26 protein-coding genes are annotated in these 24,431 nt (G+C 60.7%); 7 read left to right on the top strand and 19 right to left on the bottom strand.

Features of this window, described 5'->3' with window-relative positions:
• Window positions 1–82: 82 nt before the first annotated feature.
• Window positions 83–1,072: an MBL fold metallo-hydrolase gene (locus tag QZW03_RS02990; RefSeq protein WP_296508173.1), complete on the bottom strand. Its 990-nt coding sequence runs from the start codon at window positions 1,070–1,072 to the stop codon at window positions 83–85.
• A gap of 100 nt (window positions 1,073–1,172) precedes the next feature.
• Between QZW03_RS02990 and QZW03_RS02985 the strand changes: the two genes are divergently transcribed.
• Complete coding sequence (locus QZW03_RS02985) at window positions 1,173–1,928, top strand: helix-turn-helix transcriptional regulator (protein WP_296508172.1); 756 nt, start codon at window positions 1,173–1,175, stop codon at window positions 1,926–1,928.
• A 139-nt stretch (window positions 1,929–2,067) separates the two neighbouring features.
• Here QZW03_RS02985 and QZW03_RS02980 read toward each other — a convergent pair whose 3' ends face one another.
• From QZW03_RS02980 to QZW03_RS02950, 7 genes are all read right to left on the bottom strand, one after another.
• Window positions 2,068–2,949, bottom strand: coding sequence for a DMT family transporter (locus QZW03_RS02980; RefSeq protein WP_296508171.1), 882 nt, complete (start codon window positions 2,947–2,949; stop codon window positions 2,068–2,070).
• Between the two features lie 101 nt (window positions 2,950–3,050).
• Complete coding sequence (locus QZW03_RS02975) at window positions 3,051–3,401, bottom strand: DUF86 domain-containing protein (protein WP_296508170.1); 351 nt, start codon at window positions 3,399–3,401, stop codon at window positions 3,051–3,053.
• A complete protein-coding gene (locus QZW03_RS02970) occupies window positions 3,398–3,688 on the bottom strand; it encodes a nucleotidyltransferase domain-containing protein (RefSeq protein ID WP_296508168.1) in 291 nt (96 codons plus the stop codon). The genes QZW03_RS02975 and QZW03_RS02970 overlap by 4 nt, the downstream gene beginning before the upstream one ends.
• Before the next feature lie 108 nt (window positions 3,689–3,796).
• Window positions 3,797–4,336 carry a DUF924 family protein gene (locus tag QZW03_RS02965; RefSeq protein WP_296508166.1) on the bottom strand — a complete coding sequence of 180 codons (540 nt, stop codon included), beginning with the start codon at window positions 4,334–4,336 and terminating at the stop codon, window positions 3,797–3,799.
• Between the two features lie 85 nt (window positions 4,337–4,421).
• Window positions 4,422–5,297, bottom strand: coding sequence for a DNA adenine methylase (locus tag QZW03_RS02960; protein WP_296508165.1), 876 nt, complete (start codon window positions 5,295–5,297; stop codon window positions 4,422–4,424).
• Window positions 5,284–7,008, bottom strand: coding sequence for an AAA family ATPase (locus QZW03_RS02955; RefSeq protein ID WP_296508164.1), 1,725 nt, complete (start codon window positions 7,006–7,008; stop codon window positions 5,284–5,286). The genes QZW03_RS02960 and QZW03_RS02955 overlap by 14 nt, the downstream gene beginning before the upstream one ends.
• A gap of 162 nt (window positions 7,009–7,170) precedes the next feature.
• Window positions 7,171–9,003: a glutamine--tRNA ligase/YqeY domain fusion protein gene (locus tag QZW03_RS02950; RefSeq protein WP_296508163.1), complete on the bottom strand. Its 1,833-nt coding sequence runs from the start codon at window positions 9,001–9,003 to the stop codon at window positions 7,171–7,173.
• A gap of 120 nt (window positions 9,004–9,123) precedes the next feature.
• On the opposite strand from QZW03_RS02950, the gene QZW03_RS02945 reads away from it, so the two are divergent.
• Both QZW03_RS02945 and QZW03_RS02940 read left to right on the top strand, forming a co-directional pair.
• Window positions 9,124–10,050: a sensor domain-containing diguanylate cyclase gene (locus QZW03_RS02945; RefSeq protein ID WP_296508162.1), complete on the top strand. Its 927-nt coding sequence runs from the start codon at window positions 9,124–9,126 to the stop codon at window positions 10,048–10,050.
• Window positions 10,051–10,091: 41 nt separating this feature from the next.
• Window positions 10,092–11,018: a GGDEF domain-containing protein gene (locus tag QZW03_RS02940; protein WP_296508160.1), complete on the top strand. Its 927-nt coding sequence runs from the start codon at window positions 10,092–10,094 to the stop codon at window positions 11,016–11,018.
• Window positions 11,019–11,040: 22 nt separating this feature from the next.
• Here QZW03_RS02940 and QZW03_RS02935 read toward each other — a convergent pair whose 3' ends face one another.
• From QZW03_RS02935 to QZW03_RS02925, 3 genes are all read right to left on the bottom strand, one after another.
• Window positions 11,041–11,574, bottom strand: coding sequence for a hypothetical protein (locus tag QZW03_RS02935; protein WP_296508158.1), 534 nt, complete (start codon window positions 11,572–11,574; stop codon window positions 11,041–11,043).
• Between the two features lie 159 nt (window positions 11,575–11,733).
• Complete coding sequence (locus QZW03_RS02930) at window positions 11,734–11,961, bottom strand: hypothetical protein (RefSeq protein ID WP_296508156.1); 228 nt, start codon at window positions 11,959–11,961, stop codon at window positions 11,734–11,736.
• A gap of 14 nt (window positions 11,962–11,975) precedes the next feature.
• A complete protein-coding gene (locus QZW03_RS02925) occupies window positions 11,976–12,905 on the bottom strand; it encodes a glutaminase (protein WP_296508154.1) in 930 nt (309 codons plus the stop codon).
• Window positions 12,906–12,966: 61 nt separating this feature from the next.
• Here QZW03_RS02925 and QZW03_RS02920 point away from each other — a divergent pair, with 61 nt between their 5' ends.
• A complete protein-coding gene (locus QZW03_RS02920) occupies window positions 12,967–14,100 on the top strand; it encodes a DUF2157 domain-containing protein (RefSeq protein ID WP_296508150.1) in 1,134 nt (377 codons plus the stop codon).
• 108 nt (window positions 14,101–14,208) lie between these two features.
• Here the strand turns inward: QZW03_RS02920 and QZW03_RS02915 are convergent, their stop codons facing one another.
• The 8 genes from QZW03_RS02915 to QZW03_RS02880 all read right to left on the bottom strand — a co-directional run bounded on the left by QZW03_RS02915 (window position 14,209) and on the right by QZW03_RS02880 (window position 20,953).
• Entirely contained in the window at window positions 14,209–15,297 is a 1,089-nt protein-coding gene (locus QZW03_RS02915) for a branched-chain amino acid ABC transporter substrate-binding protein (protein ID WP_296508319.1), read from the bottom strand.
• A 318-nt stretch (window positions 15,298–15,615) separates the two neighbouring features.
• Window positions 15,616–16,206 (bottom strand): hypothetical protein, encoded by a 591-nt coding sequence (locus tag QZW03_RS02910; protein ID WP_296508149.1) that lies wholly within the window; start codon window positions 16,204–16,206, stop codon window positions 15,616–15,618.
• A 33-nt stretch (window positions 16,207–16,239) separates the two neighbouring features.
• Entirely contained in the window at window positions 16,240–17,400 is a 1,161-nt protein-coding gene (locus tag QZW03_RS02905) for a branched-chain amino acid ABC transporter substrate-binding protein (protein WP_296508147.1), read from the bottom strand.
• 85 nt (window positions 17,401–17,485) lie between these two features.
• Complete coding sequence (locus QZW03_RS02900) at window positions 17,486–18,220, bottom strand: hypothetical protein (protein ID WP_296508146.1); 735 nt, start codon at window positions 18,218–18,220, stop codon at window positions 17,486–17,488.
• 22 nt (window positions 18,221–18,242) lie between these two features.
• Window positions 18,243–19,106: a LytTR family DNA-binding domain-containing protein gene (locus QZW03_RS02895; RefSeq protein ID WP_296508145.1), complete on the bottom strand. Its 864-nt coding sequence runs from the start codon at window positions 19,104–19,106 to the stop codon at window positions 18,243–18,245.
• Window positions 19,107–19,113: 7 nt separating this feature from the next.
• A complete protein-coding gene (locus tag QZW03_RS02890) occupies window positions 19,114–20,184 on the bottom strand; it encodes a histidine kinase (protein WP_296508143.1) in 1,071 nt (356 codons plus the stop codon).
• Between the two features lie 33 nt (window positions 20,185–20,217).
• Entirely contained in the window at window positions 20,218–20,514 is a 297-nt protein-coding gene (locus QZW03_RS02885; RefSeq protein ID WP_296508141.1) for a 2TM domain-containing protein, read from the bottom strand.
• Between the two features lie 25 nt (window positions 20,515–20,539).
• A complete protein-coding gene (locus tag QZW03_RS02880) occupies window positions 20,540–20,953 on the bottom strand; it encodes a DUF2306 domain-containing protein (protein ID WP_296508139.1) in 414 nt (137 codons plus the stop codon).
• Between the two features lie 195 nt (window positions 20,954–21,148).
• Here QZW03_RS02880 and QZW03_RS02875 point away from each other — a divergent pair, with 195 nt between their 5' ends.
• The 3 genes from QZW03_RS02875 to QZW03_RS02865 are packed head-to-tail and all read left to right on the top strand — an operon-like array spanning window position 21,149 to window position 24,358.
• Window positions 21,149–22,423, top strand: coding sequence for an efflux RND transporter periplasmic adaptor subunit (locus tag QZW03_RS02875; protein ID WP_296508138.1), 1,275 nt, complete (start codon window positions 21,149–21,151; stop codon window positions 22,421–22,423).
• Window positions 22,424–22,433: 10 nt separating this feature from the next.
• The gene (locus QZW03_RS02870) at window positions 22,434–23,126 is read left to right on the top strand and encodes an ABC transporter ATP-binding protein (protein WP_296508136.1); all 693 of its coding nucleotides are present in this window, start codon (window positions 22,434–22,436) and stop codon (window positions 23,124–23,126) included.
• Window positions 23,123–24,358, top strand: coding sequence for an ABC transporter permease (locus QZW03_RS02865; RefSeq protein WP_296508134.1), 1,236 nt, complete (start codon window positions 23,123–23,125; stop codon window positions 24,356–24,358). Before QZW03_RS02870 ends, QZW03_RS02865 begins: the two co-directional genes overlap by 4 nt.
• Window positions 24,359–24,431 lie beyond the last annotated feature (73 nt).

Below are 24,431 nucleotides of genomic sequence, written 5' to 3'. Positions count from 1 at the left end.
CAGGCCAATGCCACCCAATATGGCGCCGCCCGACTGACATTGGCAGCTTTCTTTGTGGCTCCTTTTTTGGGGGGGCAATAACTTACTTGGCAGCCAACTTCTGCTGCACCAAGCCATACACGCTGTAGCTCACCAAGTCGGCCATGGCATAGGTGGGGAAGGCTTTGACCAATTCGGCTTGGATCGCGGCGTGGTGGGCGCCTTGTTTGGCGGGGTCGAGCAATTCAACCTTCTTGTCGCCCAGGCGGGCGATGTAGGCATCCACCACGGCTTCGGCTTGGGTCAGGTATGCGGTTTGTTGTGCCACGGCCTGGGCCACCGGCAAGAAGTCGCCACGTCCGCCGTAGACCTTGGCGTTTTGGAAGCCTTTGCTCAAGGCGGGCAGCTCTTGCAGCGCGGCCTTCCAGCCCACCAAGGTGGGTGTGGCTTTGCCGTTCACAATGCCGCCTTCGAGCCAAGCGTGGTTGTTGGAGTGAACCAGGTCGCCCACGATCAGGTCACCGGTTTTGTCGATGCGCACCACGGTTTGGTTGTTGGCGACGCCGGGATGCTTCAGCTCAAACAGGCTGATAGTTTCGCCAGATTTGAGACGAATAGTTTGCTTGCCACTGAAAGTGCTTTGCACAGCTTCGACCCTGGGGTAGGTCTCATCGGTGAAGGCTTTGGCAATCTTCACCCAGAAGTAGCGCTTGTACGCGTCGGCAACCGGGATGGCGTCAGCGGTGGCCTTGGATGCGATGCTCTTGGCGCCCAGCCCATGGAACACCGACAGCGCGTTGAACTTGTCCGGGTTGGGGTGAGTGACGATGATGCGGGTGATGGGCGATTGGGTTTTACTACGAATGTCAGCCACCAATGCTTGGGCAATGGCGGGTACAAATTGGGTATCCACCACGGTTACCTCTTTGCCATCGTCATACCAAGCCGAGTGGGTGTTGAAGCCTGCAGCGTCTGAGGTGAAAACTTGCAGTTGACCGGCCAACGCAGGTGTGGCCAGGCTGGCGCCGATAGCGGCAATGCCCAGCAGTTTGGATAGGGCGGAAAGCGTGAAAACGGAACGTGATGTTTGCATGAGAAAACTCCGATGGGTTGAAAGTGATGTAAGTGTCCAGCGCTGCGACTTGTCCTTTTCGGCATAAAATGACAAAACATATGCCAAAAATGCCAATCGTATGGCGTTGATCAACGCAGACCATGCCCTGAGCGCTGTAGTGGTGCTGGCCGAGCGCTATACGGCTATGGACGGCCCGTGGCACAGCCACCGGCGCGCGCAACTTATCCATGCCAGCGAGGGCGTGCTCACCGTGCAAAGCGCCACCGGCTTGTGGGTGGTGCCGCCGCAGCGCGGCGTGTGGATTCCGGGCGAGACGGTGCACAAAGTCTCCTCCCAGCGCGACTTTTGGCTGCATACCGCCTACGTCGATCCCACGGCCATTGCCTGCCCGAGCGAGTGCCGTGTAGTGGCGGTGGACCGGCTGACCAATGAACTGCTGATCGAGGCCGCCACCTTTGATGCCGAGGTTCTCACCCCCACTCAGGCGCGGTTGATGCAGGTGCTCACGGACCGTTTACCCCATTTGACGCACATGCCGTTTCATCTGCCGCGCCCCCAAGATGCGCGGCTTCTGCGCATCACTCAGGCGCTGGAGCGCGACCCGGCCGATGCCCGCACGCTGGAGCAACTGGTCATTGGTATGGGTTTGAGTGCGCGCACGGCCGCGCGTTTGTTTCAGTCAGACACCGGCCTGACCTTTGGCAAATGGCGCTTGCAACTGCGCTTGCTGGCGGCCGTGGAGCGCTTGAGCTTGGGGCACGCGGTCTCCAGGGTGGCGCTGGATGTGGGTTACGAGGACGTGTCCGCTTTTATCAGCGTGTTTAAAGAAGCCTTTGGTCAAACCCCGGCCAAGTGGGATCCGCAGTCGGGGTAACCGCGTTGTATGCCCCAAGGTAACCCAGAGTGCCCGCAGGGTCAGCAACAGCGCAGCAACACTTTTATTGTGGTCAAGAACCAAACTTCGGCCAGGAACACGTGGCTGATGATTTGCCCCTAGTGGCTGATCCCAACAATTATTGAGGGCGCGCCTTCTTCCAAATCACCAGGGCAATGCCACCCAATATGGCGCCGCCCGACAGCGCCATCGGCAAGGTAGCCGCCTCGCCCAACAGCAGCACGCCACCCACCGCAGCCAGCACCGGCACGCTGAGCTGCACCGTGGCGGCGTGGGTGGCTTGCAGCGTGGGCAGCACCCGGTACCACACCGCGTAGCCCACACCCGACGTCAGCGCGCCCGAAGCCAGCGCAAACACCAAGCCACTGGTAGTGATGTGCAACTGCGGCAGCGCCACCGCACTGAGAACCAGCGCCATAGGCACGGTGCGCATGAAGTTGCCGGCCGTCACTGCCGTAGGGTCCGCGCCACCCTGGGCCGTTTGGCGGCGGCCCAAGAGCGAGTACGCGCCCCACGCCACCCCGGCCCCCAACATGGCCGCAGAGCCCGCCAAGCCCGGCGCTGCCACGCCCGGCAGCATCAGCACCACCAGCCCTGCCACCGCCAGTGCAAACCCGCCCAGCTGCCGTGGGCTCAAGCGCTCGCCCCGGTACAGGCCCCAGGCAATCATGGTGGCCTGCACCGCCCCAAACAGCAGCAGCGCCCCCGTGGCCGCCGACATGCTGAGGTACGCAAACGAAAACCCCGCCGCATACACAAACAAAGCCAGCGCCGACCAGCCATCCCCCGGCAGTGCAGCAGTGCGCGCACCCGGCGGGCGTGGCTTGCGCTGCAGCCACACCAGGGCCGCCAAGGTGATAGCCCCCGACACCAAACGCACGGTCGTGAAGCTGGCCGCATCGATAGCGCCACCCTTGAGCGCCACGCGGCACAACAGCGAGTTGCCCGCAAAGGCCAGCATGGCCAGCGCCAGTAAAGAAGTATTGAAAAGTGAACCCATGCGGGGCAGTGTACGGGGCAGGGCGGTTAGGCTTGAAATGAGCCTCTAGCCCATGTGGAATGTGCGGTAGTAGCTACTAAAAGCGTAGCAAATGCGATGCGTTAGCGCAGGGCAAGGACTTGTAGCTTGAGTGAAGGCAAATCGTTTTGGAGGGTTTGCCACACGATGGCAAGGTCAACCGTGAAATAGCCGTGCGCCAGTGCATTGCGCATTTCATAGGCAAAGCCCCAAGGTACGGTAGCGTGCTGCGCAGCAAAGTCCGGGTGATTCTTGGCTACGTTGTTACATGCTTCGCCTATGACTTCAAGATTGCGAATGACTGCATCGCAGGTTTTGCGGTCGGCCATGAATCCAGCAAGGTCCATACCTGTGGTGTATTCCTGAATGTTGCCAATGGCATCCAGGATATGCTGAAGATAGTCTGCCACCCGCAGCGGGTGCGCACGGCTCATACTGCCATGGCCTCGCGCAGCACTTGGTCGCGAAAACTGGCGGGCAAACTGTTGGGTGTGAGCACATCCACTTCCATGCCGAGCAACTGCTTCAGCTCGAACCGGATGGCGCCAATGTCCATCAGCGTGGTTTGTGCTGTGGGCTCCACCAGCAAGTCCAAGTCGCTATCGGTCGTGTCGTCGCCGTGCAGTGCAGAGCCAAACACCCGCACACCGCTGACGCGGTGGCGCAGCGCAATCTCGCGAATTTGCGTGCGGTGCAGGGAGAGGGCTTCGGAGGGGCGCATGGGCTGGAGTTTACCGGAGCAAGCCATTTGCGTGTCAAATCGGCCTCTAGCCCACGAGTAATATGCGCAAGCAGCTACTAAAAGCGTAGCAAATCTACGGCCGTAAACCTAGAACGAAGACCCCGGTTCACTCAAAAAAGCCAGCTCATCAGGCGTCGAGGTGCGGCCCAGAATGGCATTGCGATGCGGGTAGCGGCCGAAGCGGTCGATGATTTCTTTGTGGCGCAGCTCAAAGCGCAGGGTGTCTTCCATGCCCGGCTGCGAAAACAGGGCCACGGCCTCTGCGTGCACCAGCGCGGACTCGCTGTGCATGTAGGGCATGTAGGCAAAGCTGCGCTGCGCCAGGGGAAGGCTGCGGTCCTGCCCACTGGCCACCAGCTCTTGCGCCAACACCAGGGCCAGCGCGTCCTGCGCAAAGGCGCGGGCGGTGTCGCGGTACACATTGCGCGAGAACTGGTCCAGCACCAACACCTCCGCCAGCCGCCCCTCTGGCGTGGCGCGCCAGGCAAACAGCTCACACTGCGCCGCAGCTTCCAGCGTGGCGCCGAAGCGGGTGCGGATGGCTTCGTCCAAGGCAGCGTCTTTGGCGAAGTGCTGCTTAGGGGTTAGCTCGGTGAACCAGAATTGGAGGATTTGAGAGGGTTGCATCTTGAATTGAAATCGCAACGCTTTTAGGGCAATCGAAGTTTGAAAGTTCCTTTGGCGAACGTGCTGTTCCCCAAGACAATACTAATCAAGCGAGTTTTTTTGTCTGAGGGATAACGTCATCAGAAACGATCAGGTCTTGACTGAAAAACATGACCTCATTACCCACATAGCGCCGTTGGGCCGTGTAGTTGAGCCCGTATGTCTTAGTGTTCACTAGCTGATACATGGTGCGTATCTCATCTACGTTGTCATAAGAAACCACCCAATGCCGCTTGAAGCTTTTGGCCTTGATAGTTTTCGCGATCGCAACGTGATCGTCGTGCTCGTAATAGTTGCGATACAGCCCCTTGCCTTTGACATAGTAAGGAGGATCAAGATAGATCAATGACTCTCTAGGCAGAAACTCTTTGCAGCGCTTCAGAAGAGTCAAAGAATCCTCGCTATACACGGTGATGTCTTTCGAACGTTTAGCGATCTCCACAATCCGGGCGGCGATGACTTCCTTCTTGAAACGGGCGTCCAGTTTGTAGGCACCTTCCTGACTCTTCCCGCCAATGACGCCCGCTTTCAATATGCCAGAGCGGTTGGTTCTGTTCATAAACAACGTGGCAAACCCCTTCTCGACCAAGCTGGCTTGGACGTCTTCACGAAGTACAGCGCGCCACTTGAACCATTCTTCGATGGTGATAGGGGTTGTTGCAAGCAGCTCAAGTAATTCCTCAGAATGCTGCGTCACAGAGACCCAAAACGCAAAAACTGCAGGGTCTGCGTCGTTGATGTGAATGTGGCTCGCATGGCCCTGAAACAAAAGATCGAGAGCAACCCCTGCTCCGCCAGCGTAAGGCTCTAGGTAATGTCCACCCGCAACACTATTGACCTCCATCAACTTGGCAATGAATGGTGCAAAAGGCGCTTTACCTCCGGGGTACCGGAGCGGGCTGTAAAGCCTATTTGAGAACATTGGGTACCTTCTTCAATTTCACTTCCAGCGCGGTTAGTTTGGCATCGTCTACGGCGTAACCGTCTTTCATGACGCTGAAGACCGCCGACTTTAAGTTCTCTAAGAATTCATTAGTTGCCTGCGGATTATTTTTTACCCAATGCATCCACGGATTAAACGGTTTTCCGCTATTGGTCACGAGCATCTGGATATCTGCAGAATTATAAAAATCCTTAAAAATCTGCCGTTTTACTTTGTTGCCAAGGTAAGCGGCAAGGCGCTCTTTAAGATTGACTGCAACTCCACTGATAGCCAACTCCCGCATTGCCTCACGCGCTGCCGAATTGGTAAAGACATCACGCGAGAACTGCAAACCGTTTTCCCAATAAACATCATCACTAGGCAAGTTAAAAAGATGCTCAAAAATAAGTTGGTCTGGCGGCAAATCACCTGGGAGTAAAAGTACAGTTTTAAAGCCTTTACCCTTGATGCGCGGTTTGGCATCAGTGTCCAAGCAAACGACACTTTTCACTGCAAATTCCGGGACTTTCCTGTCAAGCAGATACACGTAATTCGTGCAACCCATCTTGATGCCCGACATTTGATTTAGAAATTTCTTTATTGGCTGCCGATAAACCAACGCTGAGAAGAAATCCTCCGCCTCTTTGTCTTCAAAATATATGTTGACGCTCGGTAGGCTTGCCGTCGGTCCTGCGCCGACAGTCCTAGTGTGGATGTCGGCGCTGATTTTTGCCCACGACCAATCCTGCATCACCCGGACTGAGCCGTATGTGTTGCTCAGATAAACTGTTTTAAATTTCTTGCTGTGTTCAATCTGACTTTGCTCGTATGCGTACTCGATCATGACAGGGGAGTGAGATGTCATAACTACTTGCAAGTTGAGCTTCCTGCATTCACGCTCGAATATTTTCAGTAGGTTCAACTGGGCCGTTGGAAACAAGCCAGCATCAGCCTCATCAATCAGCAGCAAACCGCCTTTGTAATCAGCATATTCTGCTTTGAGTTTTTTGAAAGACAGCAGCGCCATGATGATCTGGCCAGCATTGTCCTCGCCCGCTGAGACCGACTCATGGTTGTAGTTGTCACCGTGGGCTACGGCAGATGTGATTGTTCCATGGGTGCCAGTAGCTTGGGTAGAACTGCGGTTGAGTAACTCGTTAGTTAGTGCAATGAAATCCTGCTCATGAGCTTTCAAATATTCGAAGTCGATGGCTTTGTAGTCGCGATCTGCAATTGGGTATAAACGCTTCAAGCTCAAAAAAACCACAGGGTGGGTGAAATTCCTGCTTGTATTGCCCGCAGCCGTACTGTTTTTTCGGATGACCGGGCGCGGCAATATTTTTTTGGTTTCATCGTCAGTCCGCGTCATTAACTCCAAGTTTGCTGTTGCCGCTTGGTCTGTGTACCCTTCGTGGAGAAGAATACTGGCCGACAGGGAACCTGGCACATCAAATTTCTCAGATATTCTGATGTGCTCTTTGTACTGCGATTTGAAGCCCTTACCGCTGATTTGCTTGAAGTCGCGCAGACTCGCCCCTGTTACGTAGTCTTTTTCAAAGCTAAAAATTTGCGCGGCGATTCCAAGGATTGAGGACTTGGATGTACCGTTCTTCCCACAAATAACGGTGATGTAATCACCGAACTCAACTTCGACGCCATTTAGTGCGCGGAATTTCTCAATTGTTATTTTTTTGAGTTGTGTCCCTGTCATGCTGCCTCCCTTTTTGTCTTATTGAAGTTTCCATTCAATCATGAATGAAGGACGTGTTTGATCGCTTGCTAAGTCTGCTTCGGGTCGAACTCTGTCGACTTTCCAAATCAAAAAGCCAGCAAAATTTCTGGTCTGCTGGCTTTTTTGTTACTTCACGGGAAATCACTTCCCCCAACTATCCTTCAACCCCACCGCCAAGTTAAACACCGGCTTGTCCGCCTTGTGATCCACCCGATCCGCCACAAAGTACCCATGCCGTTCAAACTGAAACTTCTGGTCCGGCAGGGCATTCGCCAATGAAGGCTCAACAATCGCGGTCACCACCTTCAGGCTGTTGGGGTTCAGGCTCTCAATAAAGTCTTTGCCGCCCGCGTCGGGCTGGGCGTCGCTGAACAGGCGGTCGTACATGCGCACTTCGGCGTTCACGCCGTTGGCCATGCCCACCCAGGTGATGGCGGCTTTCACCTTCACCAGATCGCTACCGGGGGTGCCGCTCTTGGTGTCGGGCACCACGGTGGCCAGCACTTCGGTAATCACTCCGTTCGCGTCCTTTGCACAGCCGGTGCACTCAATCACGTAGCCGCCCTTCAGGCGCACTTTGTTGCCGGGGAACAGGCGCTTGTAGCCCTTGGGGGGTACTTCTTCAAAGTCTTCGCGCTCTATCCACACTTCTTTGCCGATGGTGAAATGGCGCGTGGGGCTTTCGACGCCTTCGGGCGGGTGGGGCAGGGCGGGCAGGCTGCACGCGTCCAGATAAGCGTCGCCGCCTTGGGCGGCAAACACCTCGCCCCAGTTGGTCAGCACCAGCTTCACGGGGTTCAGCACAGCCATGCCGCGGTGGGCGGTGTTTTCTAGGTCTTCGCGCAGGCAGCCTTCCAGGGTGCTGTAGTCGATCCAGCTGTCAGACTTGGTCACGCCAATGCGGTCGGCAAACAGCTGAATAGCGGCAGGCGTGTAGCCTCGGCGGCGCAGACCGACTATGGTTGGCATGCGCGGGTCGTCCCAGCCGTTGACCTTGCCTTGGGTGACCAGTTGCGCCAGCTTGCGCTTGCTGGTGATCACATAGGTGAGGTTCAGGCGGGCAAACTCATATTGCTTGGGCGCGGGCTGGGCCAGTAGGCCGCCTTCGGCCAAGCGCTCCAGCAGCCAGTCGTAAAACGGGCGCTGGTCTTCAAACTCCAGCGTGCACAGGCTGTGGGTGATTTGCTCCAGCGCGTCCTCAATCGGGTGCGCAAAGGTGTACATGGGGTAAATGCACCAGGTGTCGCCCGTGTTGTGGTGCGTGGCGCGGCGGATGCGGTAGATGGCCGGGTCGCGCATGTTGATGTTGGGGCTGGCCATATCGATCTTGGCGCGCAGCACCATGCTGCCGTCGGCGTGCTGGCCGTCGCGCATTTCTCTGAATCGGGCCAGGTTCTCAGCAGGCGTGCGGCCCCTGAACGGGCTGTCCACACCGGGCTTGCCGAAGTCGCCGCGGTTGGCGCGCATTTCCTCAGGCGTTTGCTCGTCCACATAGGCGTGGCCGGCGGTAATGAGTGCCTCGGCCGCGCGGTACATGAAGTCGAAGTAGTCGCTGGCCTGGTAGGGCGCGGCGCTGCCGGTGGCCTGGCCGAGCTGGGCCCAGTCGAAGCCGAGCCATTTCACCGCGTCGATGATGCTGTTCACATACTCGGTGTCTTCTTTTTCGGGGTTGGTGTCGTCAAAGCGCAGGTGGCACACGCCGCCGTAGTCGCGCGCCAGCCCGAAGTTGATGCAGATGCTCTTGGCGTGGCCTACGTGCAGGTAGCCGTTGGGCTCGGGGGGGAAGCGGGTGCGGATTTTGGCGGGGTCGGGCTCGCCGGCAGCGTGGTGCGCGGCGTCGCCAGGGGTGCCGGCCCAGCGGCGGGCGGCGTAGGTGCCTTTTTCGAGGTCAGATTCAATAATCTGGCGCAAAAAGTTGCTGGGCTTGACGGTTTCGGGGGTGTTAACGGGGGATGCAGGGGTGTTGGCGCTCATGGCAACGATTCTAGACGCCGCGTGCGCTGCGCCCGCCGATGCGGGTATCTACGGGTGCGAAGTTCTCAGGGCCCGGGCGTACACTGAATTTGAACAATCTGATACCCGCAGGAGTGCCCCATGACGACCCCGCCCCCGGGAGTTGATGTCGTTACCCAGCAGATGGCACTTTTGTACCAGCAGTCCCCCCTGATGCTGGCAGTGTTTGACGCGGACGACTCGCTCCAGTTTGCCAACCCGGCCTTTCGCGCCTTGTTTGAGCTAGGCCCCGACGAGCGCACCACCTGGGCCGGCCTGATGCGCAGGGCCTACCAGCGGGGCATTGCCACTTCCATCAACACCACCGACTTTGAGGCCTGGCTGGCCTCAGCCCGCTCGCGGCGGGGCAAGTTGCCTTACCGCGCATTTGAGTCCGACTTGAAAGACGGGCGCTGGTTTTGCATGACCGAAACCGTGAGCACCGAGGGTTGGATGCTGTGCGCAGCCTTTGAGACCACCGAGTTCAGGGTGAGCGGCCGCCGACTGCGGGCCGACCGCGATGTGGCGCGCCGTGCCGCGCAAACCGACCCGCTCACCGGCATCAGCAACCGCAGCCACGTGCTGCAACTCCTGGAGGCGCAATTGGCCCAGCTGTCGGCGCGGCAGCGCCCCTGTGGGCTGGTGATGCTGGACCTGGACCATTTCAAGCGCGTGAACGACACCTATGGCCATGTGGCGGGTGACGCCGTGCTGCGACATTTTGCGCAGCTGGTGGCTGGCACCTTGCGCCTGGAAGACGGTTTCGGGCGGCTGGGGGGCGAGGAGTTCATGCTGCTGGTGCCGGGTATTGAGCCTGACGACCTGGCCCGCAAGATAGGGCTGTTGTTGGCGCAGGTGCGGGAGTCGGTGCCGCTGCCGGAGGTGCCGGCGTTTCGCTACACCTGTTCGGCAGGGTTGTTGATGCTATCGCCGGAGCTGGATGCGATTCAAAACATCCGCGATGCCGACCGTGCGCTGTATGTGGCCAAGCGCAGCGGGCGCGACCGTTGGGCCTGGGCTGGGGGATAAAATCAAATTGCTCAGAATTTCACATTTTTGAAGGGGGCCCGATGGCCGACTCACGCAGTATTGCGAGTAGCACAGAGTTGACCGAACACTTTGCCCGCTTGTACGAACAATCTCCCTTGCATGTGGTCCTGTACGACCCGCAAGACATGGTGCGCTACGCCAACCCCTCGCACTGCACCGACTTCGGTATGCCCCGGGACGCGGTCATGTCGTGGTCCGACATGATGCGCCACAGCTATGCCAACAACGTGGGCGCCGCTATCAAGACCGACGACATAGAGGCTTGGCTGGTTTCGGCCAAGGCTCGCCGGGGCAAGCTGCCGTTTCGCACCTTTGAAGCCGACCTGCACAGCGGCCGGTGGATGTACATCACCGAAACCATGGACGACCAGGGCTGGATTCTCAGCATAGGCTGCGATGTGACCGCCATGCGAGCCGATGGCCGCTCGCTGCGCCAGGCGCGCGATGGTGCGCTGCGCGCCACCCAGGTGGACACGCTCACCGGCGTGAGCAGCCGCGCCCATGTGCTGGAGCAGCTCGATTTGCGGCTGAGCCAGTTGCGCGGTAACCAGCAGCCTTGCGGTTTGGTGCTGCTGGACCTGGATTACTTTAAAAAAATCAACGACACCTTTGGCCACCACGCGGGCGACGAGGTGTTGCAGCGCTTTTCCCGGCTCGTGGTGAGCCTGCTGGGGCGCAACGACGGGTTTGGCCGCATTGGGGGTGAGGAGTTTTTGCTACTGCTGCCCCAAGCCACTCCGGCCGAGGTCGAGGCCAAGGTGCAGGGCATTCTGGAGCTGGTGCGCGAGTCGTCCCCGTTGCCGGAGGTGCCGCGCTTTCACCACACCTGCTCTGCGGGTCTGACCATGCTGGACCCGGCGCTGAGCGCGGTAGAAAACATTCGCTCCGCAGACCGCGCGCTGTACGCCGCCAAGGGTGCCGGGCGGGACCGGCTGATGTGGGCTTGAGCGCGGGCCGGCCCTCTGCCCTTCAGGGGGCGGGCGGCACGATCTCGCGCACGGACGGAAGCGCAAAGTCGATGCTCCGATAGCCATCCATGCGCAGGGTGGTTTGCCAGCCGCCCCAGTCGGCCAAAGTGTCGTAGTGGCGGCCGGTGCGTGTGCCCTGCACATCGGTGTATTCGCTCAGCAGTTTCCAGCCGTTGGTGGGGCGGCCTGTGGCGTCAAAGGGCGCGGTGTCCAGGTACAGTTGGTTGAGCACCTCTGTCGGCACGCCGGGGCGGCTGTAGCTGATGAACTTGAGTCCGTACCACTGCGCGGGTTGCAGGGCTACGTCCAGCTGGGGGCGCAACACCACGTAGTCGTATAGCGGGTGGGTGAGCTCTTTGCCAAAGCGGGCAATGCCGCTCGGGCCACCCGGGCCGAAGGTCATCATGGTGCAGGAGGCCGCGTCACCATCTCGCTCACTGTGTCGTCCGCCGCGGATTTTGAGGGTGACTTGCGCGTTCAGCGGGGTCAGGGGCTCATGTACCCGCACATACACCGTGAACTCCTGGTTGCGCACGTCTTGCGGGCTGCTGAGGTAGCCGCGCTGGGTTTTCCAGTTGAACTGTTGTTTGCCACCGCTGGCAAACAGATGCAGGCGCGCGGTGTAGCCGTTGCCGCCGCCGCCGCTATAGGTGAGCGGGGTGGCCGGTAAGTTCCAATAGCGCAGCCCGCCTTCTTATACGGCGGTGGCGGCAGCTCTGTAGTCAAAGCCGAAGCGCTTGTCGGTGTTGGGGTCGCTGCTGCCCAGTGCCAGTGTGCTGCCACCGGCTTGGGCGGGCAGCAGGGCCTGCACGCCATCACTATCGACTCCAGCGCTGTGGGCAGGGTTGGCCTGCCCCAGCAGGGCGGCCAGCACCAACGACGCCAGTGCAGTGCTGAGTGGAGCAGGGCGGCGCTGGCGCATGGTGGTGCGGGCGCTCAGGTGCGGTTCCAGCCGGTGAGCTGCACCAGGCGCTCCAGCGCAAAGGCACCGAGCACCGAGTTGCCTTTGGCGTCGAGCTCGGGGGCCCACACCGCAATGGTGCCCACGCCGGGCGCAATGGCCACTATGCCGCCGCCCACCCCGGTTTTGACCGGTAGGCCGATGCGGTAGGCAAAGTCCCCGGCGGCGTCATAGGCGCCGCAGGTGAGCAGCAAGGCGTTCACACGGCGGGCCTCATCAGCGCTTAAAAACTGCTCGTCGGGCTGGCCGTCGCGGCCCAGGTCGCGCCCGCTGTTGGCCAGAAACATGGTGGCCTGCGCCAGCTGGGCGCAGTTCATCTCGGTGGCGCACTGGCGGCAGTAGTTGTCGAGCACCAGCTCAGGCGGGTTAGCAAAGTTGCCATGGCTTTTCATGAAGTAGGCCATGGCCATGTTGCGGTGGGCGGTGTCGCGCTCGCTTTTGGCGACTGCGGCGTTCCAGCTCAGCTCGGGGTCGTCGGTCAGGCGGCGCAGGGCGCCTAACAGGGCGTAGTCGAGGTGGGCGTAGCGGGTGGTGAGGATGTCGGTAATCACCAGCGCACCGGCGTTGATGAAAGGGTTGCGCGGAATGCCGTGCTCGGTTTCCAGTTGCACCATGGAGTTGAACGCGGCGCCCGAGGGCTCGCGGCCCACCCGCTTCCACACGTCGTCGCCAATGGCTTTGAGTGCCAGCACAAAGGTAAACAGCTTGGTAATGCTTTGCAGCGAGAAAGGCGTGTGCGCATCGCCCACGTTATAGGTGCTGCCATTTACCAGGGCCACGGCCATGCCGAACTGGCTGGGGTTCACCCGGGCCAGTGCGGGAATGTAGTCCGCCACCTGCCCCTGCCCGAAAAGGGCGCGGGCCTCGGTGTTGATTTGGGCCAGGGCGGTGGTGAGGTTTTGCATGGTTTCATTCTAGGAGCCGCCCTGTGGTACATATGCAAATCAACCATAGGGGGGATGCGCAATGCACATCAAGGACTACACCGACACGTCAGATTTGTCGTTTGAGCTGCGCCTGCAGGATTTGAAGCAGGCCGCCCGCGATGGCCTGATTACCGAGACCCAGGCGCAGGCGCTCTGGCAGCGCTGGAGCCGCGGTGTGCAGTGGCAGGCCGGCGCACCCGGAGCAGAGCCGCTAGTAGGCCGCGCGCTGGCAGCGGGGCCGCGATTCAGCTTTGTGAATGTGCTGTATTACTTTGGCGGGCTGCTGGCCATCGGGGCGATGTCGCTGTTCATGACGCTGGGTTTTCAGCAAATGGGCCCCATGGCGCTGCTGGTGCTGGGCGCCCTGTATCTGGTGGCCGCCCTGAAGGTGGCGGACCATTTCAAGGGCCGCGGGCTCATGGTGCCAGCCGGTCTGATGGCCACACTGGCCGTGTTTCTGGTGCCCCTCATCGTGTGGAGCGGCCAGCACTTGATGGGCTGGTGGCCACCCGGCGGCCCGGACTCGCTGGCCAGTTACCACACCCGCATTGATTGGCGCTGGCTGACCCTGGAGTTGGTCACATTAGCGGCCGGTGTGGTGATGCTGTGGCGCTACCGATTGCCCTTTATGGTGATGCCGCTGGCGCTCACCCTGTGGTACTTGAGCATGGACGTGGCCAATATGCTGCTCTTGGATCACCGCTGGGAGTGGGAGTTCATGCGGGACATGTCGCTGGTGTTCGGTATCGGCACGGTGGCGGTGGCCATGTGGGTGGATGCCCGCAGCCGGCTTTCGCAGTCGGCCGAGTGGCGGCAGGACTTTGCCTTTTGGCTCTATATCTTTGGCACCACCATGTTCTGGTGTGGTTTGAGCCTGAACGACTCAGGCTCCGAATTGGCCAAGCTGGGTTACTGCGCGCTGAATGTGGCGCTGGTGCTGGTGGGGGCTGCCATAGGGCGGCGCGTGTTCACGGTGTACGGGGCGTTCGGCGTGATGCTCTACCTGGGGCATTTGTCGCACGAGGTTTTTCGTGAAAGCTTTATGTTCCCTTTTGCCCTGACGGTGCTGGGCTTGGGGCTGGTGGCCGTGGGGGTGTGGTGGCAGCGACATGAGCATGCGATTGCACAGCGTTTGAGTGCGTGGGTACCAGCGGGCTTGCAGCCCCGGCCCTGATGGGTTGCTCCCCGGCACCAGGCGGCCGGGCATAAAAAAAGCGCACTGCATGCAGTGCGCTTTTTTGCTGTGCATGGCAACTTGCGTTGCCATGGGACAGGTCCGTGATTAGCGGATCACAGCGATGTCAGACAGCTTGCCGCCCTTGACGGTCTTCAGTGTCAAAGCGCCGTTCAGGATGTCGCCCTTGTTGTCAAAGGAGATGTTGCCTGTCACGCCTTTGTAGTCTTTGGTAGCTGCCAACACGGGCAGGTACTTGGCTGGGTCGGAAGAACCGGCCTTGACCATGGCAGCAACCATCAGGTTCACGCCGTCGTACACGTAGGGTGCGTACACTTGAACTTCGGTACCGAACTTGGCCTTGAACTTGGCCTTGAATGCGTCCATGCCGACCTTTTGCTGGCCTTCCACGCCACCGGCTTCCGCGCAGTAGACTTGGTTGTCAGCAATCGCGTCGCCACCCAACTTCACCAGTTCGGTGGAGCAGATGCCGTCGCCGCCCATGAACTTGGCGTTGATGCCCAAGGACTTCATTTGACGCAACATGGGGCCTGCAACAGCGTCCATACCGCCGAAGAATACGACGTCGGCTTTCTTGCCCTTGATGGTGGTCAGGATAGCGGAGAAGTCAGTGGCTTTGTCTGTGGTGAATTCCTTAGCAACCACGGTGCCGCCAGCAGCTTCAACAGCCTTGCTGAACTCTTGTGCAACGCCTTGGCCGTAAGCTGTACGGTCGTCGATCACGGCGATTGCTTTGCCCTTGAGTTCTTTCACAGCGTAACGGCCCAATGTGCCGCCCAACTGCGCATCGTCAGCCACCAAACGGAAGGCTGTCTTGAAGCCTTGGCGTGTGTACTTGGGGTTGGTAGCGGAAGGAGACACTTGGGGAATGCCAGCGTCGGAGTAGATGCTGGAAGCTGGGATGGTGGTGCCGGAGTTCAAGTGACCGACCACGCCGGAAACCTTGGCATCAGCCAACTTTTGAGCAACTGCAGTACCTTGCTTAGGATCGGCTGCGTCGTCTTCAGTCATCAGCTTCAGGGTAACTTTTTTACCGCCGATGGTCACGCCAGCAGCGTTGAGTTCTTCCACGGCCAGTTTGGCGCCGTTTTCGTTGTCTTTACCCAAGTGAGCGATAGCGCCGCTGGTAGGGCCAACGTGAGCGATGGTGACAACCGCGTTTTGAGCGAAGGCCATACCGGTCGACAAGGCGATGGCTGCGGCTGCAACAATTTTCAACTTCATAAAAACTCCAAATTAAAAAAGTGTGAATAAATTTCTCACCGGGGCGAACATTAGCGCAAGTCTTGAAAGGTGAGCATCAGGCTTGTACTGATATGGTACTAGTATTTAAATCTCTAATGGACCATGAATTGATTTGCTCCCAAAACAGGGAGTTCCCCTCTGAAGCAGGGTTGGGTTTGGTGCTATTTGGAAACGAATGCACAGCTTTGGTGCGTTTTTTCCGCCGTGTCAAGCCCTGAGGCAAAAGGGTTTTTGAGCGCCGGGACGGCTTCAGTCGAGCAGGGTACGGGCAAAGATGTTGATGGCTTCTACATCGGGGGGCAATGCAGTGAAGTGAATGCCTTCCCGGACGAGGGTGGATCGCAGTCCGTAGTCCACCGCGCGGGCCTGTTCTTCGTCCTGAAAGCGGCCGGTGTGCACGTATTTTTTGTCGCCGCGCTCCACCAGGATGTTGATGTTGTTGTGCTGGCGGTACCACTCCAGAATCTGGGCGCGGGTTTTGCCGACATCGCAAATGTTCTCGGGGTAGTGCTCGTTGTAGTAGAGCACCTGGGGGAGCGAACACTCGGTAATCAGGAACTGCACCTGCCCGTCGAGCAGGTTGAGCATTTCGAATTGCCGTTGCGCAATGAAATACTGGTTTTTGAGAACTTCAAAATTCTGTTGCCAGACCAGCGACTTGGCGTAGTCGGGAATCGTCTCCACCGTTTTGTGGTGGAGGTTGAGAAACAGGATGATGGCCGCAGAGAACAAGGACTTGTCGCTACCCGGCCCGCCGATCACATTGATGACCTTGGTGGGGTACATGCGCATCTTGCTCTCGGGCAAGGTGTTGGGAACGGTGGTGTAGCGCAAAGTCATGGTGGTCTCCTCAGTGTTCTCTGCGTGGCGGGTTTACCAGCTGTCGGAGCGCATCTGGGATTCCCAGAGCCCGCCGTTGCCGTTGTAGACCCCGATAACGCCGTAGCGCTGCTCGCCTTTGTCGTCCCATTTCATGGAGCCGGTGACCGGGGCGTAGCCGTCGATCTTTTTGAGCATAGCCACAATGTCTTTGGGCTTGGCGGACTCTGCGCGGCGTATTGCGGCGGCAATCACGTGCATGGCGTCGTAGGTGTAGTGGCCTGCGTAGGCGGGTTCTTTTTTGAACTTGGCGCGGTATTTGTCGAGGAATGCTGCGCCTGCGGTGAACTCGCGTGCCTCCAGGATGGGGGAGGTTACATACAGGCCTTTCACCACGCCGCTGCCTTTGAGCATGTCGGGTGTTTTGGCGGTGTCGGCCCCCAGGATGGTGATACTGGTGTAGCTGATTTTCTTGAGCGCTTCAATCAGGGCCACGATCTGGAAATCGCTCACGGTGGTCACGAGCACTTGCACGTTTTCGGCCTTGAGCTTGGCGGCGAAGTCGTCAAACGCCACCGTTTTCTCGTCAAAACTCTGCTTGAGCACGATCTCTTTTTTCGCGGCTTTGAGCTGGACTTCGGCACCGAGCGCCAGGTCTTTGCCGTAGGTGGTGCTGTCGTCCTGCAGAGCGTAGCGCGTGCCGGTGAATTGCGATGCCGAGTAGCTGCCGATGGCTTTGGCCTGCAGGGTGTCGTTGGCGACAAGGCGGAAGGTCGTGTCCAGCCCGAGTTGTGTGAACTTGGGGTTGGTGGAGATGGCGAGCTGCGCAATGCCCTGTCCGGCATAAATCGGAGCGGCCGCAATGCTCACACCGGAGTTCAGGTGCCCCACTACGGCCACCACACCGGCGGCCACCAGTTGCTGGGCGACTTCTTTGCCGGTGTCGGCGTTGGCTTTGTCGTCTACCGCCACGATCTCAAACGTGACAGTTTTCCCTTTGACCTTGTAGCCTTCCTGGTTGATTTCTTCTGCGGCGAGGTTCACGCCATTGAGCAAGTCCTGCCCCAGTGCGGCCAGGTTGCCCGATAGGGGTTGTGCCACCCCGATTTTGATCACCGAAGGTGTGGAGTCGCAGCCTGCCAATAGCCCGGATGAGGCTACAGCAGAAGCAGTGAGCATGCGCAGGGTACTGCGACGCGAGAGTTTCAATTGCATGGAAGGGGTCCTGGTGAATCGATGGGGCATTGTAGGGAGCAAAGCCCTGCAACACCCATGCCACAGGGCGCTCGTTTACCCCAAGTTACTCACCGCACGTGCGCTGAAATTCTTTGAATGCGGCGGTCTGGATCCGCTTGAGCGTGCCGTCAGCCTCCATGCGCGCCAACACCGTCTGCAGGCGAGGCACAAGCTGGGCGTGTTTGATGTGGAGGAAGTGATGGGCTTTCACGATGCTCAGCGGGGGCTCCAGGATGCGTATGTCCGGCAAATCCAGGGTCCTGAGCTTGCACTGGCTGGAGCGGGTATCGAGGGCAATGTCCGTGCGCCCTAGAGAGAGCTTACGCAGCACGGTGTTGAGGTCGGTGCCGGGGTCGGCCTTCATGTCGCGCAGGTTTTCCTCAAAATAGCGCAGCCCTGCCACATGGCCCACGGTGTAGGGACGCAGGGACTCAAACCCGTCCACCTTGAACTGCTGATTGCGGGTGTAGACCACGGTTTCTTCAAAAGCCACCGGCACGTTGATTTTGATGAGCTTGGGGTCAATGTCATCTGCTGCTGACAGCGTCAGGCCGTCTAACTCTCCCAGCGCCGCAACAGCGTAGCCCCGGCGCACGGGGAGTGGCACAAACTCGACGGTCAGACCCAGCTGGGCGTACGCTTGGGTGAGCATTTGCTGGGCGGTGCTTTTGCTGAACCGGTTGTCCGGGGCGCTGGTGAAGCGCATCTGGGCGCTGGACGCGCAGCACCAGACCATCAGCAGCGCCCCCAGCCCCCAAAGGGAGAGCCGTGGTGGCACGCTAAAAAATGAAACTGGCATGGGGCTCCTGAGGAGGCGCCTCTTACATGGCCTTGAACCGGTGCGCGTAGAGGCGGCTGACGAGGAGTTTGTCACTGCGGTCGCGCAAGGTCAACGCGAGCTTTCCCGCCTCGTCGCGGTGCACTACGGCAATGGCGCTGGCCCGCACCACGGTGCCGCGGTGCACTTGCCAGAACTCTTGCGGGTCGAGTTGGGGCAGCAGGTCTTTGAGCGCAGTGCGCAGCAGGTATTCGCGCTGGGCGGTCAGGACGCGCAGGTACTTGTCGGCCGCCTCGAGCACCAGTACCTCACGCACAGGCACCAGGTGAATCTGGTTGCCCACGCTGGCTTGCAGCACCTGCAGGGTGGGTGCCTGGGGGGCGCCCGCCACGCCGCTGGCCCGGGCCGAATGCTCCAGCAGGCCGCGCAGTTGCTGCAGTGCGGCTTCCAGTGCCGGGTCTGTGGGCGGGCTTTGGGGCGTGTTTGCTATGGTTTCAGGAGCTGGTTGCGCAGTCTTGACGTGGGCTAGCTGCAGTTTTGACACTGTTTTTTGCAGCCGGGCGGTTTGCACCGGTTTGAGCAGGTAGTCCATGGCCTGGGCCTCAAACGCCTGCACGGCGTATTGGTCGTAAGCGGTCACAAACACCACCGCCGGAAAGGGCTGGCGGGGCGCGTGGGCCGGGGGCCACAGCTCGGCCAACTCCAGCGCAGCCTCCAGCCCGCTGAGACCGGGCATGCGAATGTCAAAAAACAAAACGTCCGGGGCCAACTCCAGGGCCGACTGCACGGCCGAGGCGCCGTCACCCACCGTGCGCAACACCTGCAAAGCGGGCCACACGCCGGCCAGCTCGGCTTGCAGGGCTTGGGCCAGCAGCGGTTCGTCTTCAGCAATCAGGGCGGTGGGCATGGGGAATTCAGGTTTTTAGAGGAAAAGTGATGCTAGCCCTTGTACCACTTGCGGGAGTAGCTACTAAAACCATAGCGCCAAGGGTGCCGTAGGTGGTGAGTAGGCGCTCGCGCACCTGTTGCAAACCAAAGCCGTGCCCGGTGGCTTGCGCAGCAGCGTGGGGTGCGGGGGGCTGCAGCCGGGTCGGGTCGGCGCCAAGGCCGGTGTCGTGCACATCGAGCCGGAGCATGCCCGCGCTGGCAGAAGCGGCAATGTGGATGCTCCCGCCTTCTATTTTGGGTTCCAGCCCGTGCTGAATGCTGTTTTCCACCAAGGGTTGCAGCAGGAGCGGCGGCACCGGTTGGTCGCGCAGGGCATCGGGCAGGTCGAGGGTGAACTGCAGCCGCGGGCCCATGCGAATGGCCATGAGTTCGAGGTAGTCGTGCAGGCGGGCAAACTCGTCGGCCAGCGTGTGGTGCATGCTGCCCGAGGGTGCGCGCGATGCCGACAGGGTGGCCCGCAGGTAGGCAATCATGTGGTCCAGCATGGTTTGGGCGCGGGCCGGGTCCAGGCTGATCAGCACCCGCAGGTTGGCCAGGGTGTTGAAGAGCATATGGGGTTCGAGCTGGGATTCGAGCAGCTTGAGCTGCGCCTCGCTGGCCTGCCGGCGTGCCACCTCCAGGTTTTGCCGCTCTGCGGCGAGTTGCTCCCGGCTCACAAACACCCAGCAAATGGTGCTGCCGGCCACCAGACTCACAAACAACATACCCCAGGCCACGCGCGGGGTCTGCTTCCAATATTGAAACGATGTGGTGCCCAGCAACAGGTCGGTCAGCAGATGCCCGGTGATGTAGCCGAGCACCACGGCCACCGGCACAATAAAAATCAGCCGGCGCACATGCTGATGCCAGTCGTCCACTAGAAAGTAGTTGGCCCCTTCGATATAGCACCAGATGCTGATGCCGATGCAGTGCGAATACACCAGATTGAGGCCGAAAGAGTGGTTGTCAAACAGCGTGATGCCCAGCGCAATCACGGTGTTGAGGACCAGCACCTTCAGGCCGCGCGAGGCAAAAGGCCGAGTAAAAAAGGGTCGCATAGGTGCCCGAGTATGCCGCCACGCGCTACGCGCTCACCACGGGTCGCGCTGGGCCTGCAGCTGTTGCCGCTCGCGCTCCAGAAGCGCATGAAACAGCCCCACGCCTTGCAGCCGTATGAACACCACCGCCCCATGAATCGCCAGACCCAAGCCCCAGCCCAAGGCGGGGAACGCGGCCCAGTGCAAGCCCTGCAGAGCTGCCAGCAGCGCCAGCCCGGCGTTGACTGCAACAAACACCAGCGCGTGGATGTACCAGCCCATTTTGGCGCCAGCGCGTTTGCGGGCCAGTCGCTCAAGCTCGGCGGGGGAAAGGTGGGTGAGTGCGTTCATAAAAATCTCCGGTGAGGCGGGTGGCTTACAAAATACCGAACCACTGGCCCCAGACCAGCTGGCCCAGGTAGCGGCCGGGCAGTAGTGTGAAGGCGCCTGCCCCGATACACGCAGTGAGGTACAGGCTTTGCATGGTTTTGCGGTGGGTGGCAATGTCGTTGCGCGCCAGAGCCCGGAAAGCGGCAAACAGCCCGCCCAGCGTGACCGGCACAAACACGTGGATCCAGGTGTAGCCGGCCCAGTTGGGGAGCTGGTCGTCGCGGATAAAAAGGGCGCTGATGGCGGTGGCCAGCATGACGGTGACCCAGGCATAGCCGGCCGCCCGGTGCAGCCGGGTGCGCTGCTCGCGGCCCCGGCGGGCCCAGATGGCAACCGGCCCCAGCGCCACGGCAGCCAGCGCTGCAGTGAGGTGGATGGCAATAACAGGGCTGAGTTGCATGGTGGCGGGCTCCGGCTGAGGCAATGGCGTGACTGTGCCCCGACGCCCGGCCCCTGCCCACCGGTTTACGACGGAATGCGCCGCCGGTGGTGCGAAATGCGCTTGGCCGGCGCGAGCCGCACCGCGGCCCGAGGGCAGCAAGGGGCTTTGATGCGCTGACATGGGTTTGCCACGGCGGCTTTCTAGAATCGGGGCATGAATACAAAACGCATAAGCGCCGCTGTGGCGCTGGTGGCTGCCCTGGGAGCGGGTGGCTGGTGGTGGGTGCAGCAGCAAAGTGGTGGCAAGGTGGAGTACCGCACGGCGGCCGTGAGCCGTGGCAACCTGCAAGCTACGGTGGCCGCCAGCGGCGCGGTGAGCCCGGTGGCGCAGGTGAGCGTGGGCACGCAGGTGAGCGGCCAGATCCGCGATGTGCTGGTGGACTTCAACAGCGAAGTCAAAGCCGGCCAGCTGATTGCCCAGATTGACCCCGAGACATTTGAATACCGCGTGCGCAGCGCCCAGGCCGATGTAGACGCCGCCCGCGCTGCGGTGCTGACCGCGCAGGCCAACACCTTGGCTGCGCAAACCCAGGTGTCGCGCGCGCAGGTGGACCTCGACGAGGCCCGCCGCGACTCCGACCGCAAGCAAAACCTGGCTGAAAAGCAGTTCATTGCCACCAGCGAGGCCGACAAGGCCCGTGCTTTGGTGAACACCAGCTTGGAGGCCATGAAGAGCGTGCAGGCCCAGGTGGGGGTGGCCCAAGCACAGGTCAAAACCGCGCAGGCCAATGTGGCGCAGCGTGAGGCCGCTCTGGCGCAGGCGCGCATTGACCTGGCGCGCACCCGCATTACCTCGCCGGTGAACGGCATTGTGATCAAGCGCACCATCGAGCGCGGTCAGACGGTGGCCAGCAGCCTGCAGGCGCCCGAACTGTTTGTGATTGCCCAGAACCTCTCCGACATGCAGGTCGAGGCCGCGATTGACGAGAGCGATGTAGGCCGCCTCAAAACCGGCCAGAAAGCCAGCTTTACGGTAGACGCCTTTCCCGGGCAGACCTTTGAGGGCAGCATCCGCCAGGTGCGCAAGGCGGCGACCAATGTGGCCAATGTGGTGACCTATGTGGCCATCGTCGGCTTTAAAAACGAGGGCGGCAAGCTGCTGCCCGGCATGACGGCCAATGTGCGTGTGATAACCGACCAGCGCGACCAGGCACTCAAGGTGCCCAATGCCGCTTTGCGCATGCGCATTGAGGGCGTGGATGCGCCCGCTGGCGCACGCGGGCAGGGGCGGGGCCGGGTGTACACACTGGGTGCCGACGGCAAACCGAAGGCGGTGGCAGTGCGCATCGGGGTGAGCGATGGCAGCACGACGGAAGTGCTGGAGGGCGGCGAAGGCGCTGCGGGGCTGGCCGAGGGCGCTGAGGTGATTACCGGGCTCAAGAACACCGCGACCGCCAAGCCGGGCGGCGGCCCGCGGTCGCCGTTTTAAGGGGCGCGGCATGCTGATCTCGGCCCGCGAGCTGACCAAGACCTACGCCATGGGCGACCAGACGGTGCACGCCTTGCGCGGCGTGTCGCTCGACATTGCCGAGGGCGAGATGGTGGCCATCATGGGCACTTCGGGCTCAGGCAAGTCCACCTTGATGAATATTTTGGGTTGCCTCGACCAGCCCGGCAGCGGCAGCTATCTGCTGGCAGGCGAAGCCGTGCAGGGCATGGCGCCGGACGCGCTGGCCTCCATCCGAAACCGGCGCATTGGCTTTGTGTTCCAGCAGTTCAACCTGCTGGCCCGCACCAGCGCGCTGGAGAATGTGGAGCTGCCCATGGTTTACGCCGGCATCAAAGCGCCGGAGCGCCATACCCGCGCTCTGGAGGCTTTGCAACGCGTGGGGCTGGGGGAGCGGGCGCACCACACACCCGCCGAGCTTTCGGGCGGACAGCAGCAGCGCGTGGCGATTGCGCGTGCGCTGGTGAACCGGCCGCAGCTGATATTGGCCGATGAGCCGACCGGTGCGCTGGACTCCGAGACCAGCGAAGACGTCATGCAACTGCTGACCGACCTGAACCGCCAGGGCATGACCGTGGTGCTGGTGACCCATGAACCCGACATTGCCGCCTGGGCCCGCCGCAAGATGGTCTTCAAAGACGGCCGCATGGTGGAAGACACGGTGCAGGCGGGGGCACGGCTATGAACTTTTTTGCAGCACTGCGCAGCGCATGGCGCTCGCTGGCGGCTAACACCTTGCGCAGCATTTTGACCATGCTGGGCATCATCATCGGCGTGGCCGCGGTGATCACCATGATTGCGGTGGGCCGCGGTGCCACCGACCGGGTGCAAGAGCAAATGAAGGGGCTGGGCTCCAACATCATGCTGGTGCTGCCCGGTGGGGTGTCACAGGCCGGCGTGCGCTTGGGGGCACAGACCCGACAGCGCTTGACCGAAGAAGACGCCACCGCCATCGGACTGGAGATTCCCGAGGTGCAGGTGGCCGCACCCACCTCGCGCACCAGCGCGCAGCTGGTGTTTGGCAATACCAACTGGAGCTCCACCGTGTTCGGGGTGAATAACGACTACCTCGAAGCCCGGGACTGGCCGATGGCGAGCGGGCGCATGTTTGATGCCGGTGAGCTGGCAGGCTCGGCCAAGGTGGCCTGGATCGGCAGAACGGTGGCCCGGGAGTTGTTTGGCGATCAAGATCCGATTGAGCAGGTGGTGCGGGTGCGCAATATTCCCATGACCGTGATTGGTGTGCTCGCGCCCAAAGGCCAGAACTCGATGGGTCAAGACCAGGACGATGTGGTCATGGTGCCCCTGGGCACGCTGCGCAACCGCATTTGGGGCGGCGACGCCACCAGCCGCTTGAAGCGGGTGGGCAGCATCAGCGTGAAGGTGCGCGAGGGGCAGGACATGCGGGCGGTGGAGGACAGCATCAAAGACCTGTTGCGCCAGCGTTTCAAGGTGCAAGACGGCAACGACGACCCGTTTGTAGTGCGCAACCTGACTGAGATTTTGCAAGCGCAAGAGGAAAGTAGCCGCGTCATGACCCTGCTGCTGGCCGCGGTGGCGGGTATCAGCCTGCTGATCGGGGGCATCGGCATCATGAACATCATGCTGGTCAGCGTGACCGAGCGCACCCGCGAGATCGGGCTGCGCATGGCGGTGGGCGCGCGGGGGCGCGACATCCTGGCCCAGTTCTTGATAGAGGCTGTGACCTTGAGCCTGCTGGGGGGCGCGATCGGCGTAGCGTTCGGGGCGCTGGCCACCTGGGGTGTGGGACACTTCGCGGGTTGGCAAGTGAGCTTGAGCGCGGGCTCAGTCTTGCTGGCTGTGGGCTTCTCGGCGGTGGTGGGCGTGTTTTTCGGCTACTACCCGGCGCGCAGGGCGGCCAAGCTGCTGCCGATCCAGGCGCTGCGCTACGAATGATTGCTATCAAAAGGTGAGCTGCTAGCGCAATATTTATGAGGGCTAGCGGCCGATTTGACTTGAATTTCAGGGA

It is taken from the genome of Rhodoferax sp., assembly GCF_013297935.1.
Lineage (GTDB): Bacteria > Pseudomonadota > Gammaproteobacteria > Burkholderiales > Burkholderiaceae_C > Allorhodoferax.
This window is presented reverse-complemented; position numbering and strand designations above follow the sequence as displayed.

Excerpts from the sequence above, each read along its gene's own strand:
- QZW03_RS02965 (WP_296508166.1), bottom strand. The coding sequence starts at position 4,336 with ATGCAACCCTCTCAAATCCTCCAATTCTGGTTCACCGAGCTAACCCCT.
- QZW03_RS02895 (WP_296508145.1), bottom strand. The coding sequence starts at position 19,106 with ATGCCCACCGCCCTGATTGCTGAAGACGAACCGCTGCTGGCCCAAGCC.
- QZW03_RS02955 (WP_296508164.1), bottom strand. The coding sequence starts at position 7,008 with ATGACAGGGACACAACTCAAAAAAATAACAATTGAGAAATTCCGCGCA.
- QZW03_RS02960 (WP_296508165.1), bottom strand. The coding sequence starts at position 5,297 with ATGTTCTCAAATAGGCTTTACAGCCCGCTCCGGTACCCCGGAGGTAAA.
- QZW03_RS02880 (WP_296508139.1), bottom strand. The coding sequence starts at position 20,953 with ATGCAACTCAGCCCTGTTATTGCCATCCACCTCACTGCAGCGCTGGCT.
- QZW03_RS02905 (WP_296508147.1), bottom strand. The coding sequence starts at position 17,400 with ATGCAATTGAAACTCTCGCGTCGCAGTACCCTGCGCATGCTCACTGCT.
- QZW03_RS02900 (WP_296508146.1), bottom strand. The coding sequence starts at position 18,220 with ATGCCAGTTTCATTTTTTAGCGTGCCACCACGGCTCTCCCTTTGGGGG.
- QZW03_RS02980 (WP_296508171.1), bottom strand. The coding sequence starts at position 2,949 with ATGGGTTCACTTTTCAATACTTCTTTACTGGCGCTGGCCATGCTGGCC.
- QZW03_RS02945 (WP_296508162.1), top strand. The coding sequence starts at position 9,124 with ATGACGACCCCGCCCCCGGGAGTTGATGTCGTTACCCAGCAGATGGCA.
- QZW03_RS02915 (WP_296508319.1), bottom strand. The coding sequence starts at position 15,297 with ATGGCCTTCGCTCAAAACGCGGTTGTCACCATCGCTCACGTTGGCCCT.
- QZW03_RS02985 (WP_296508172.1), top strand. The coding sequence starts at position 1,173 with ATGGCGTTGATCAACGCAGACCATGCCCTGAGCGCTGTAGTGGTGCTG.
- QZW03_RS02865 (WP_296508134.1), top strand. The coding sequence starts at position 23,123 with ATGAACTTTTTTGCAGCACTGCGCAGCGCATGGCGCTCGCTGGCGGCT.
- QZW03_RS02870 (WP_296508136.1), top strand. The coding sequence starts at position 22,434 with ATGCTGATCTCGGCCCGCGAGCTGACCAAGACCTACGCCATGGGCGAC.
- QZW03_RS02875 (WP_296508138.1), top strand. The coding sequence starts at position 21,149 with ATGAATACAAAACGCATAAGCGCCGCTGTGGCGCTGGTGGCTGCCCTG.
- QZW03_RS02940 (WP_296508160.1), top strand. The coding sequence starts at position 10,092 with ATGGCCGACTCACGCAGTATTGCGAGTAGCACAGAGTTGACCGAACAC.
- QZW03_RS02990 (WP_296508173.1), bottom strand. The coding sequence starts at position 1,072 with ATGCAAACATCACGTTCCGTTTTCACGCTTTCCGCCCTATCCAAACTG.
- QZW03_RS02970 (WP_296508168.1), bottom strand. The coding sequence starts at position 3,688 with ATGCGCCCCTCCGAAGCCCTCTCCCTGCACCGCACGCAAATTCGCGAG.
- QZW03_RS02920 (WP_296508150.1), top strand. The coding sequence starts at position 12,967 with ATGCACATCAAGGACTACACCGACACGTCAGATTTGTCGTTTGAGCTG.
- QZW03_RS02930 (WP_296508156.1), bottom strand. The coding sequence starts at position 11,961 with ATGCGCCAGCGCCGCCCTGCTCCACTCAGCACTGCACTGGCGTCGTTG.
- QZW03_RS02975 (WP_296508170.1), bottom strand. The coding sequence starts at position 3,401 with ATGAGCCGTGCGCACCCGCTGCGGGTGGCAGACTATCTTCAGCATATC.
- QZW03_RS02950 (WP_296508163.1), bottom strand. The coding sequence starts at position 9,003 with ATGAGCGCCAACACCCCTGCATCCCCCGTTAACACCCCCGAAACCGTC.
- QZW03_RS02885 (WP_296508141.1), bottom strand. The coding sequence starts at position 20,514 with ATGAACGCACTCACCCACCTTTCCCCCGCCGAGCTTGAGCGACTGGCC.
- QZW03_RS02925 (WP_296508154.1), bottom strand. The coding sequence starts at position 12,905 with ATGCAAAACCTCACCACCGCCCTGGCCCAAATCAACACCGAGGCCCGC.
- QZW03_RS02890 (WP_296508143.1), bottom strand. The coding sequence starts at position 20,184 with ATGCGACCCTTTTTTACTCGGCCTTTTGCCTCGCGCGGCCTGAAGGTG.
- QZW03_RS02910 (WP_296508149.1), bottom strand. The coding sequence starts at position 16,206 with ATGACTTTGCGCTACACCACCGTTCCCAACACCTTGCCCGAGAGCAAG.